Origin of the sequence: Streptosporangium minutum (assembly GCF_002149035.1) — a bacterium.
GTDB classification, from domain to species: Bacteria; Actinomycetota; Actinomycetes; order Streptosporangiales; family Streptosporangiaceae; genus Streptosporangium; species Streptosporangium minutum.
In genome coordinates this window covers 1-11,703 of the sequence record NZ_NGFP01000073.1, presented here as the reverse complement: position 1 = coordinate 11,703, position 11,703 = coordinate 1, and the positions used below count along the sequence as shown (strand labels likewise).

Below are 11,703 nucleotides of genomic sequence, written 5' to 3'. Positions count from 1 at the left end.
GTTATCCCCTCGGAAGCCACGTGTCCTTGGAACCCCCACCCTGGGAGGAATTGACGATCATGCTGTCGGCCGGTGCGACGCGGGTCAGCGCCGCGGGGGGCACCACCGCCGTCTCTCCCAGGCAGACGAATGCCCGCAGGTCGACGACGCGCGGGCTCAGCCGCCGCCCGTCGAAGGCCGGATGGGTCGACAGCCGGACCGTCTCCTGGGCGACCCACCGGTCGGGCGAGGCGAGGATCCTGTCCCGGGCCTCGCGGAGCTCCTCGGGGGAGGCGTCGGGGCCGACGACCACCCCCTGCCCGCCGAATCCGTCCACCGGCTTGACGACCAGCTCGGCCAGCCGGTCCAGCACCTGCTCACGGTCGCCGTCGTCCCGGCACAGGTAGGTGGTGACGTTGTCGATGAGCGGCCGTTCACCCAGGTAGTACTCGATGAGGCGGGGCACGTACCGGTACAGGCACTTGTCGTCTGCGACCCCGTTGCCCGGCGCGTTGGCCAGGACGACCGCGGAGCGTTCGGCGGCCTCCAGGATCTCCTGCCCGGCAGGGCCCGAGAGCAGGTCGTTCTCGTCGATCCGGCGGTAGAGCACGTCGATCCGGCGGCCGGCGGCCTCGACATGCCCGTTTTTGACGGTCAGGTCGGCGGGACCGGCCAGGATCGCGCCCATCTCCTCGGCGAGCATCCGGTGCTCGTAGTGAGCGGAGTCGTCCGGCCCCCCGGAGACCACGGCGATGGTCCGCGGGTCGCCCGTACCCGCCGCCAGCAGGGTCTCCCGCAGCACCCGCAGGCCCTCCTGCGGGTCGGCGAACTCCGGGCCGGGGACGAGCTCGGGCAGAACCTCGGCCATCAGGCGCCGGTTGGCCACGGCGTACCCGATGCCGGAGGGCACCCGGAGATTGTCCTCCAACACCGCCCACCGGCCGACGTCGTCGCGGACCAGGTCCAGCCCGGCCACGGCGCAGCGTACGGTGCCGGGCGGTATCCGCCGTCCGGATTCCCGGTAGCCGGGCGACTCGTCGACCACCCAGGCGGGGAGCACGCCGTCCCCGATGATCTGGCGCCCGCCGTACACGTCGTGCAGGAACGCCTCCAGCGCGCGTACCCGCTGGGGCAGCGCCCGCTGGATCTCGGCCCACTCGCCGGGCGGGACCAGCCGCGGGACCAGGTCGAAGGGGAAGATCCGGCTCTCGTCCTCGCCCTCCACCTGGAAGGTCATGCCGTTGCGGCGCTGGTGGCGGTCGCGCCGCTGCTCCCTGTCGCGCAGGCCGTCGGGGCCCAGGCGGTCGAGGGTCCGCAGGACAGGCTGGTAGGGCTCGCGCACCGTGCCCTCGATGATCGCCTCGTCGCCGGGGGCGTCGTAGCCGTCGAGCAGGCTGGTGCGCATCCGCGGCGTCGGCCCGCCGAAGGCGGTCTCCCACTCCTCGGAGCGCGTCTCGGCGATGACGAGGTCGACCACGTCCGCCAGCCGGCCGCCGCGGACGAACGCCCTCCGCTGGCGGGCCGAGGAGCTTCCCCGCCCCAGTGCCTGCTGGGCCAGGGACGTGACGAGCTCCCAGTCGCCGGACTCCTCCAGCTGCGGCCGCAGGCCGTCCACCATCCGCCCGATCACCTCGGCGGCCGGTCCCGGCACGCCCTCGACCGGGTCGACGAGGTCGCCCTCCAGCCCGGAACGCGCCGCCCGCCATGTCGCGGCGCGTACCATCTCCAGCCGGACCGAGCGGTCGGGCCCGCGCTGGACCGCTTCCAGCTCCCGGGCCACCAGGGCCCGGAACAGCCCGGCTATCAGCACGATGTCGCTCACGCGGGGACAGGCGTCGCATATCCGCAGCTCGACGGTGGGGACGTGCGCCGAGGGCCGGATGTCGAAGTAGATCATGCCGGGGTCGGTGATCACGCCCGACCGTACGAGATCACCGACCACCTGGTCGTACTCCGCGGCCGACTCGAACCTGGCGACGGGCCCGGCGGTCGGCCAGCGCTGCCAGATGAGCGGGCGGTAGCTGGCGTATCCGGTGTCGGACCCCAGCCAGTACGGCGAGCTGGAGCTCAGGGCGAGCAGCGGAGGCAGCCAGGGAGCCAGGCGGTGGGCGACGGCGACGGCCAGGTCGCGGTCGTCGACCTCGGCGTGTACCTGGGTCCCGCAGATCAGCTGCTCGCGGGTGAGCAGCTGGTAGTCGGCGAGCATCTGCTCGTAGCGCGGGTCCGGGGAGATCTTCAGCGCCTCCAGGTCCACCAGTGGCACGCTTCCGGCCGCCACGATCCCCAGCCCCAGCCCGTCCGCCGCCTGGATCACCGTGCGCCGCAGCGCGGTCAGGTCGTGGCCGAGGTCCTCCAGCTGTACGAAGGGCCTGCTGTTGGCCTCCACCACCGAACGCTGCAGCTCGTGGGTGAACCGATCCGCCGGTAACTGGTCCAGCAGCACGCCGGCCCGGGGGACGAGGTGCCGGGTGTCGATGTCGACGACGTGGAACTCCTCTTCGACGCCTACCGCGATCGGTCCCGCGAGACCCGCCATTTGACCACCTCAGAAGCCTGTTGTTTCGTCCGGATTCATCCCCCTTTTCCCAAAAAAAGGTCTCTCGCACTTCAGGGGGCGCCCAAGGAGGCCGGAAAGATCACGTGGCGCGCCCGCCGGCCGATGAGGTCCACGCCGGCCTGGAGCGGCGCGAGGAACCCGGGTCCCCGGTCCCGCCGGCGGTCGCGGCTCAGGCCGCGGTCGATCGACTCGACCCGGTACGCGTGGTGATCCCACCGGCGCTGCGCGGATTCCATATGTGACAAAACTCGTGACGAAACACGACCGGCCTTAACTCTGTCGATTGCCGGCGGCGACCCGATCCCGTTGTCGTGCCGATAGAATTGGGGCAATCGGGCTCGCCATCCTGATCGCTTCTGCCTATATGCTGCCAACCAATGTGTACGGCATACACGCGAAAGAGGGTCCCGACGCTCTTGGTCTCTCCGGCCGGTGACGACCCCGGCCCGGGAGCCGGACGGGCGACCACCACCGCCCGGCGACCGTCCGGTGGTCGTGGTCATGGAGGTGACCCGATGGCGTGGCCGTCATCCACAACGGAATTCGAGGTGCGACCGTGAAACCTGAGACGATCATCCCGATCCTTCCCTGCCGGGACATCGACGAGATCGCCGCTTTCTACGGCATGCTCGGCTTCGACCGGACCTACCGGCAGACCCGCCCGAATCCGTACGTCGTCGTCCGGCGCGGCGGAATCGAACTGCACTTCGCCGGCATCGCCGATTTCGATCCGGAGCAGTCGTACGGCTCGTGCGTCGTCGCCGTGGACGACACCGCCGCCCTGTTCGAGGAATTCGCCGAGGGCATGCGTGCCGTCCACGGAAAGCTCCTGCTCTCCGGCATCCCGCGCATCACACGGCCGCGGAAGCGGAAGAACACCGGTGACGCCACGGGGTTCGCCGTCGTCGACCCGGGAGGCAACTGGATCCGCGTCTTCCGGAGGAAGGACTCGCCGTCCCCCGGCGGCTCCGGTGAGGTGGCGGGTGGACCGCTGGCGCGGGCGCTGGAGAACGCGATCGTCCAGGGGGATTCCAGGGGCGACACCCGCCAGGCCGCGAAGATCCTGGACGGCAAGCTCGCCGGGCACGACGGCCTCACACCGGTCACCACACTCGTGGAGGCCCTCGTCTACCGGGCCGAACTGGCCATCAGGCTCGACGACCCCGACACGGCCCGCAGCCTTCTCGACCGCGTCCGGAACACCCCGCTGGACGACTCGCAACGCGAAAGCCTCTCCGACGCGCTGGCCAACGCGGCGGACCTGGAGCGCGCGGCACGAGATCATCGTCCCGCTTCCCGCCGTCCGTAGTCGCCTGGCCGAGGCGAGAGTCCGGCGCCTTGACCCGTGACATCGTCGTACGGGCTGACTGCATGGTTTCCACGGGCCTTCGACCTCGAAGGGCGATCTGCCCGCCGTCCGGCCGGTGGCGGCTCGGGGCGTCGGCCGCGCTGTCGCGGGGTGCCGGTTGCCGTGGGCCGCGCTGCGGGCGCCGGTTCGGCGGCTGGTATCTGGAGGGGGAGCCGCGGTCGTCTTCACGCGGTTCGGTGTGCCGGTCGTGTCCTTGCCGGCGGYCGCCCGGGTGACGAGRTSTCCGTCAGCCGTTCCGGGCTTTTCTYGCCGTCGKCCGGCGGGAGGGGATTATCGGTGAATCTTTCGGCCGGGGTACGGGCGGTTCCGCTGGGRTCTTCCGCTCTATTTATCGGCCGGAGTTCTTTTATTTCCTCATTTGTTTCCGGACTGGTTCTCCGGGGTTTTTTCAGAGCGACGTGGTGGCCGCGGCGTCCCAGGTGGTGCCGTCGGTGGAGTCCCAGGTSGTGCCGTCGGTGCTCGCGGCGTCCCAGGTGGTGCCGTCCGTGGAGTCCCACGTGGTGCCGTCGGCGCCGGCGGAGTCCCAGGTGGTGCCCTCCGCGAGCAGCGAGGCCGAGTCCCAGGTGGTGCCGTCGGTGGAGTCCCAGGTGGTGCCCGCCATGACCGACGAGGCCGAGTCCCAGGTGGTGCCCTCCGCRGTGGAAACGGCCTGGCCGCCGATGAGGGCGGTGAATCCGATGACACCCGAGACGATCGCGGCCGAGATCTTGGCGGCGACGTTGAAATTGGCGAGGGAGGCGGTGGAGTTCTTCATTTCTTTTCTCTTTTCCTGAGTGGTTGTTCTCTTCCGGTACAACCAACTCTGCGCCTTCCGGGGTCCGCGGAACAGGCGGATCGGAGTCAGCAAGTTCCCCTCCGGTGGCAGCTTCCTGCCACCGGACGCCGGGCGGCCTCCACGCGGGCCGGCGAGGGTGTTCCCTACGTACGGTGAGGGCGTTTCCCGAGTGCGGCGAGGGCGTTTTCTGCGTACGGCGGGCGCGGCCCCGAGTGCGGCGAGCGCGTTCCCTGAGTGCGGCGAGCGCGTTCCCCGAGTGCGGCGAGCGCGTTCCCTGAGTGCGGCGAGCGCGTTCCCTGAGTGCGGCGAGCGCGTCCCCGAGTGCGGCGAGTGCGGCCCGACTCCCGACATGACGGCGAGTCATGGCCTTGTGCGGACGATTGCCGGAACGGCCATTGATTCGCCGTTGGTCCGAGCGTATGTTCCTCCCAACATTCGAGTACGCCTCATGTTTTGGGGGTTCTCACATGCACGCACGTCTCCGGCGGAAGATCACGGCGGGCTCCGCGCTCGCGATCCTCACGCTGGCATCCCTCGTCGTGCCCGCATCGGCAGCCACCTTCACCACCGACGACTACTGCCTCGGCGAATGCGCGGACATCCTGCCGCCCGGCCAGAACGGCAACGCGACCCTGGTCGAGATCCTCGCCAACCAGTCACTGGGCACGATGCCGCGACACAGTGACGACCAGCTCGGCAAGTACGCCAACCTCCTCTCCGGCTACACCGGCCTGACCGACGACCAGATCACCACGTTCTTCAACGACAGCTCGTTCGGCGTGCCGGCGGGCCAGGTGCAGAGCACCACGAGCCCCCGGGCGGACGTGACGATCGTCCGTGACAAGGCGACCGGCGTCCCGCACATCACCGGGACGACCAGGGAAGGCACGATGTTCGGCGCCGGGTACGCGGGCGCGCAGGACCGCCTGTGGGTGATGGACCTGATGCGGCACGTCGGCCGTGGCGAGCTGACGCCGTTCGCCGGCGGCGCGCCCGGCAACCGCGCGCTGGAACAGAGCGTCTGGCGCAATTCCCCCTACACCGAGGCGGACCTGCAGGCGCAGATCAACCGGCTCAGGACCTCCGGCACCCGGGGCGCGCAGCTCTACGCCGACGTGCAGAACTACGTGAGCGGGATCAACGCCTACATCGACCGCTGCATGGCGAACCGGAACTGTCCCGGCGAGTACGTCCTGACCGGGCACCTCGACGCGGTCACCAACGCGGGCGGCCCCGAGGACTTCACCATGACCGACCTGATCGCGGTCTCCGGGGTGGTCGGCGGGCTGTTCGGCGGAGGCGGCGGGGCGGAGATGCAGTCCGCGCTGGTGCGGGTGGCGGCGCGGGCCAAGTACGGCACGGCGACCGGCGACCAGGTCTGGGCGGCCTTCCGGGCGCAGAACGACCCGGAGGCCACGCTCACCCTGCACAACGGCCAGAGCTTCCCCTCCGGGAACGCGACCGGCGCCACCGGGACCGTCCTCCCCGACCCGGCGACGGCCCCCGTGGACATCACCGAGAACGAGGCCGGGTCGGCCACCACCTCGGCCTCGCCCTCCCGGGGCCTGCTGGACGGACTGGTCGTCGACAACTCCAAGCCCGGCATGTCCAACGCCGTGGTGGTGTCGGCGGCCAAGTCGGCCTCCGGACATCCGATCGCGGTGTTCGGCCCGCAGACGGGCTACTTCGCCCCTCAGCTGCTCATGCTGGAGGAGCTCTCCGGACCCGGCATCCGGGCGCGCGGGGCGGCGTTCGCCGGGCTCAACCTTTATGTGCTGCTCGGCAGGGGCACGGACTACGCCTGGAGCGCGACCTCCAGCGGCCAGGACATCACCGACACCTACGCCCTCCAGCTCTGCGAACCCGGCGGCGGTACGGCGACCACGGCGTCGGACCACTACCTCTACCGCGGCACCTGCACGGCGATGGAGACGCTGAAGAAGACCAACGCGTGGAAGCCCACCACCGCCGACTCCACCGCCGCCGGTTCGTACGACCTCGTGATGAAGCGCACGAAGTACGGCCTGGTGAGCTGGCGCGGCACCGTCAACGGGCAGCCCACCGCCTTCGCCACCCTGCGGTCGACGTACCAGCACGAGGCCGACTCGGCGATCGGGTTCCAGATGTTCAACGAACCGGCGCAGATGGGCGACGCGGCGGCGTTCGCGGCCTCGGCCTCCAAGATCGGGTTCGCGTTCAACTGGTTCTACGTGAACTCCTCCGACGCGGCCTACTTCATGTCGGGCAACAGCCCGGTCAGATCCGCGGTGTCCGACCCGAACCTCCCGATGACGGCCGACGCGGCCCACGAGTGGGCGGGCTTCGACCCGTCCACCAACACCGCGACGTACACGGCTCCCGCCACCCATCCGCAGACGGCCGACCAGGACTACCTGGTCAGCTGGAACAACAAGCAGGCCAAGGACTACGGCGCCGCGGACGGCAACTTCAGCTTCGGGCCGGTTCACCGGGCCGACCTGCTGGACGCCCCGGTCAAGGCGGCCCTGTCCGGATCCGGCAAGCTCGACCGGGCGGGCACCGTCAAGATCATGGCTGAGGCCGCCACGACCGACCTGCGCGGCAGGAAGGTCCTGCCCGACCTGCTCCGAGTGATCAACCGTACGACCGTGACCGACCCGGCCCTCGCCTCGGCGGTCTCCAAGCTGTCCGCCTGGGCGTCGGCGGGGGCCAGGAGGCTGGAGGCCTCACCCGGCGGCAAGGCCTACGCGCACGCCGACGCGATCCGCGTGTTCGACGCGTGGTGGCCCAAGCTCGTCCAGGCGCAGTTCAAGCCCAGCCTGGGAGACGGCCTGTACCAGTCGCTGGTCAACGCCCTCCAGATCAACGAATCGCCCTCGGGCCACCAGCAGGGCGACGTCTCCAGCCTGCCCGGCTCCGCGAACGAGGCCCAGACGCACAAGGGCTCGGCCTTCCAGTACGGCTGGTGGGGCTACGTGAGCAAGGACGTCCGGGCCGTGCTCGGCGACCCGGTCTCCGGCCCGCTGCCCGGCAGGCACTGCGGGGGCGGCACGCCGGCGGGCTGCCGTACGGTCCTGCTGAACAGCCTGTCGGCGGCGCTCGCGGAGCCCGCGACGACGACCTACCCGGCGGACGGCGTGTGCGCGGCGGGTGACCAGTGGTGCGCCGACGCCGTCCAGCAGTCGCCGCTCGGCGGGATCAAGCAGTCGCTGATCTCCTGGCAGAACCGGCCGACCTACCAGCAGGTCGTGTCCTTCCCCGCCCACCGGGGCGACGCCGTCACCAACCTGGCGGCCGGGAAGAAGGCGAGCGCGTCCAGCACCCAGTCCTTCCTCTACCCGGCGAGCAAGGCCGTCGACGGCGACCCGACGACCCGCTGGTCGAGCGCGGCCAGTGACGACCAGTACCTCCAGGTCGACCTCGGATCCGCCACGACCGTGGCCCGGACGGTGCTGCGCTGGGAGGCGGCCTACGGGTCCGGCTACTCGATCCAGACGTCGTCCGACGGCTCCACCTGGACCACCGTCCACTCCACCACCACCGGGAACGGCGACGTGGACAACGTGACGTTCACCCCGACCACCGCCCGCTACATCCGCATGCGGGGCGTCACGCGCGCGACGTCGTACGGCTACTCCCTCTACGAGCTGGAGGTCTACCCCCGGTGACCGGCTAGCCGGAGATCTTTCCCCGGTGACGGAGTCGGGGCCGTACTGAGATGAGGAGCCCGGTTACGGCGGGCCGGCCGGTCGCGGAGAACCGAGACCGCGCAGGCCGTACAGGACGCCGTAACCGGGCGATCCCGGTGACCGCCGCGCTGGCTACACTCCAGTCATGCGCCGAGCAGCCACGATGCCTTTCCGGCGTGCCGTCGGCCTGCTCGCGGGGATGCCGACGGGTCTGGCCGGGCTGGGATGGGCCTGCGTCGCCTGGGCGGTCGGCGACGGGCGTGCGAGAAGGGTGACGGCCGCCCTGGTCGAGCTGGAGCGCACGCGTCTGGCCGCCTGGTACGACCACCGCCCCGGCAGGGGCCGCGGCGGGCGCGCCTACCTCCTCCTGCGGGGCCTCCTCGGGCTGCTGGGCGGCTACCTCGCCGTCGCTGGCCTGTTCGTGGCCGCCCTCTTCCTCTACGGCGGAGCCGGGCAGCTCGTCTCGGGCGACACGGACCTGATCCCGCTTGAGTTCCCCGGGGTGCGGCTGACGGGCAGCAGCTGGGTCTACGGCATCGTCCTCGGACTGGTCACGCTGGTGCTGTCCGTCGCGTGGAGCGTCGCGTTGATCGGCATGGAACGCCGCCTGGCCGACCGCTTCGTGGGCCCCGACCGGAACGAGGCCATGGAACGCCGGATCGCCGAGCTGACCGCCTCCCGCTCCGGCATCGTGCGAGCTGTCGACGACGAGCGCCGGCGGATCGAGCGCGACCTGCACGACGGGGTCCAGCAGCGGGGTGTGGCGCTGGCGATGCTGCTGGGACGGGTGCGGCACACCGCCGATCCCGCCCTGATCGACGAGGCGTACGCGGAATCCCGGCTGCTCCTCGACGAACTGCGCAGCGTGGCGTGGCAGGTCTACCCCACCGCCCTCGACACGCTGGGGCTGCGGATCGCGCTGACGGAGGTGGCGGAGCGCTCCGCCGTACCGGTGACGGTCGGCCACGCGCTCCCCGACCGGCTCGCGCCGGAGACCGAGACGGCCGTCTACTTCGTGGCCAGGGAGGCCATCACCAACGCGAACAAGCACGCCGGAGCCCGTACGATCACAGTCGATCTGCGGGCCGAGGAGGGGGAGGTGATCGTGACGATCTCCGACGACGGACGTGGCGGCGCCTCTCCGGGCGGCGGAGGGCTGTCCGGACTGTCGCGGCGGGTGCGGGCGCTCGACGGGACCTTCGCCGTGGACAGCCCGCCCGGCGGCCCGACGAAGGTGACCGCGAGGCTGCCGTGCGCCTGATACTCGCCGACGACTCCGTCCTGCTCCGCGAAGGGCTGGTCCGGCTGCTCCAGGACGCCGGGCACGAGGTGACGGCGGCGGTGGGCGACGCCGGCGCGCTCCTGGACGCGGTGGCCGCCCGACAGCCGGACGTGGCGGTCGTCGACGTACGCATGCCGCCCTCGCACACCGACGAGGGACTGCGGGCCGCTCTGGAGATCCGTGACCGGTGGCCGGGCGTCGGGGTGCTCGTGCTGTCGCAGTACGTCGAGCAGACCTACGCCTCCAAGCTGCTCGCCGGTCCCCCGGAGGGCCTCGGCTACCTGCTCAAGGACCGGGTGTCGGAGGTGGCCGAATTCCTGGACTCCCTGGAGAGGATCGGCTCCGGCGGCACGGTGTTCGACCCCGACGTGGTCAGGCGGCTGCTCGCCCGCACCCCGCTGAGCACGCTGACCGCCCGCGAGCGCGCCGTCCTCGAACACCTGGCTCAGGGCCTGGTCAACACAGCGATCGCCGAACGGCTGCACGTGTCGCAGAGCACGGTGGAGAAGCACGTCAACGCCGTCTTCGACAAGCTCGGCCTCGCCCGCACGCCGGGCTACAGCCGCCGGGTCCTGGCGGTCCTCCGCTACCTCAACGGATGAGCCGCACGGTTACCGTGACGGGTGAGCCGTGCGACCACCGCGATAGGCGAGCCATGTGATTACCGTGACGGGTGAGCCGTGCGACCATCGCGATGGGCGACGAGCCGTGCGACTGTCAGCGCCAGGCCCGCGACGGTGGCCGTCACCAGCCAGATCATGAAGGTCGGATAGAGATAGACCACCTGGATCCACATGATGTCGCTCCCCCGAGCGAGGACCCGGAAGATCGGGACGACCGCCGCGCACAGCGCGAGCGGCGCCAGCCAGGGCAGCAGCCGCAACCGCTGCCATCCCGTACGGCGGGCGGCCCACCGCCGGGAGCGGGCCACCCCGCGTGCAGCCAGCCCGATGGTCACCAGGGTCATCAGCGCGAACACGAGGTCGGTGACCAGGTAGGGCGAGGAGGGGATCTCCGGCGTCCCTCCCTCGATCATGGCGACCAGGGCGTCCATGAGGGCGCCGCTGTCGGCGAAGGCCATACCGGTGTTCGCCATCACCGCGACGCCGTACCCGGACTCCGGCATCAGCAGTTGCTCGGCGGTGGAGGTGAACAGATCCCCGCCATGCCGCACGACAGGGGTGCCGCGCTCGGTCTCGCCGATCGACCAGCCGAGGGCGTACTCCTCGTCCTGTTCCGAGGGGGTGCGCATCTCCGTGACGCTCGCGGGGGAGAGGATGCCGTTGTTCTGCGCGATCAGCCACCGTGCCATGTCGTTCGCGCTGCTGAGCACCCCGCCTGACCCGTTGCCGAACCCGGTCGGCTCCGGCAGTGCGACCGCCCGGCCGAGGATGTAGAGGTGACCACGCGCGCTGTCCGGCAGGTCCCGATCGGTGTCGATGGTCGTGCTGTTGCGCATGCCAAGAGGCGCGAACACGTGCGCCCGGAGATAGCCCGCGAACGGCTCGCCGCTCACCACCTCGACGAGCCGCGCGGCGACCTGGTAGTTCGTGTTGTGGTAGCTGAAGACGGTCCCCGGGTCCGCGGCGAGCCGCGCCGTCCTGAGCCGTGCCACGGCTCCTTCCAGCGTGCCGGGCTGGGGCAGGCTCTTCTCGTGGAAGGCCGAGTCGGCCATGCCGGACGTCTGGTTGAGCAGCTGCCGTACGGTGATCCTCGCCGCCCGGGGATCCGCCATCGTGAACTCGGGGAGGTAGCCGCGGACCGGCCGGTCGAGCGCGACCTCGCCCTTCTCCACCAACTGCATGACGGCCAGCGAGGTGAAGGACTTGCTGACCGACGCCACGGCCATGGGAGTGTCCGCCGTCACGGGATCGCCCGAAACCGTCTCGCCGTACCCCGCGGCGTGGAGGACCTCCGTCCCCTTCGTGATCGCCACCGCCGCCCCGGGCAGCCCCGTCTTCTCGCGGTACTCCGCGACGAACGCGTCGACGACCGCGGGGKTGACGGCGCCGGTCGGGACAGTGCTGGTCGGGGCGGGGCCGGTCGGTGGCGGGGACGGGGACGGGGACAGGA

8 protein-coding genes are annotated in these 11,703 nt (G+C 70.9%); 4 read left to right on the top strand and 4 right to left on the bottom strand.

Annotated elements, in window-relative coordinates:
- Position 1: 1 nt before the first annotated feature.
- Both CA984_RS17540 and CA984_RS17535 read right to left on the bottom strand, forming a co-directional pair.
- Entirely contained in the window at positions 2-2,515 is a 2,514-nt protein-coding gene (locus CA984_RS17540; protein WP_086573638.1) for a carboxylate--amine ligase/circularly permuted type 2 ATP-grasp protein, read from the bottom strand.
- Between the two features lie 71 nt (positions 2,516-2,586).
- A complete protein-coding gene (locus CA984_RS17535) occupies positions 2,587-2,772 on the bottom strand; it encodes a hypothetical protein (protein WP_086573635.1) in 186 nt (61 codons plus the stop codon).
- Between the two features lie 320 nt (positions 2,773-3,092).
- Here CA984_RS17535 and CA984_RS17530 point away from each other — a divergent pair, with 320 nt between their 5' ends.
- Entirely contained in the window at positions 3,093-3,845 is a 753-nt protein-coding gene (locus CA984_RS17530) for a bleomycin resistance protein (RefSeq protein ID WP_086573632.1), read from the top strand.
- Between the two features lie 448 nt (positions 3,846-4,293).
- On the opposite strand, the gene CA984_RS17525 is transcribed toward CA984_RS17530, so the two are convergent.
- Entirely contained in the window at positions 4,294-4,659 is a 366-nt protein-coding gene (locus CA984_RS17525; protein ID WP_086573630.1) for a hypothetical protein, read from the bottom strand.
- Between the two features lie 488 nt (positions 4,660-5,147).
- Between CA984_RS17525 and CA984_RS17520 the strand changes: the two genes are divergently transcribed.
- The 3 genes from CA984_RS17520 to CA984_RS17510 all read left to right on the top strand — a co-directional run bounded on the left by CA984_RS17520 (position 5,148) and on the right by CA984_RS17510 (position 10,232).
- The gene (locus tag CA984_RS17520) at positions 5,148-8,327 is read left to right on the top strand and encodes a penicillin acylase family protein (protein WP_086573626.1); all 3,180 of its coding nucleotides are present in this window, start codon (positions 5,148-5,150) and stop codon (positions 8,325-8,327) included.
- A gap of 166 nt (positions 8,328-8,493) precedes the next feature.
- Positions 8,494-9,609, top strand: a complete 1,116-nt coding sequence (locus CA984_RS17515) for a sensor histidine kinase (RefSeq protein WP_242676011.1) — start codon at positions 8,494-8,496, stop codon at positions 9,607-9,609.
- Positions 9,600-10,232 carry a response regulator transcription factor gene (locus CA984_RS17510; protein ID WP_086573621.1) on the top strand — a complete coding sequence of 211 codons (633 nt, stop codon included), beginning with the start codon at positions 9,600-9,602 and terminating at the stop codon, positions 10,230-10,232. Before CA984_RS17515 ends, CA984_RS17510 begins: the two co-directional genes overlap by 10 nt.
- Positions 10,233-10,291: 59 nt before the next feature.
- Here the strand turns inward: CA984_RS17510 and CA984_RS17505 are convergent, their stop codons facing one another.
- The gene (locus CA984_RS17505) at positions 10,292-11,701 is read right to left on the bottom strand and encodes a serine hydrolase domain-containing protein (protein WP_086573618.1); all 1,410 of its coding nucleotides are present in this window, start codon (positions 11,699-11,701) and stop codon (positions 10,292-10,294) included.
- Positions 11,702-11,703 lie beyond the last annotated feature (2 nt).

Bases quoted from the DNA above. Each gene is read 5' to 3' on its own strand.
- CA984_RS17520 (WP_086573626.1), top strand. From the start codon at position 5,148: ATGCACGCACGTCTCCGGCGGAAGATCACGGCGGGCTCCGCGCTCGCG.
- CA984_RS17515 (WP_242676011.1), top strand. From the start codon at position 8,494: ATGCGCCGAGCAGCCACGATGCCTTTCCGGCGTGCCGTCGGCCTGCTC.
- CA984_RS17540 (WP_086573638.1), bottom strand. From the start codon at position 2,515: ATGGCGGGTCTCGCGGGACCGATCGCGGTAGGCGTCGAAGAGGAGTTC.
- CA984_RS17535 (WP_086573635.1), bottom strand. From the start codon at position 2,772: ATGGAATCCGCGCAGCGCCGGTGGGATCACCACGCGTACCGGGTCGAG.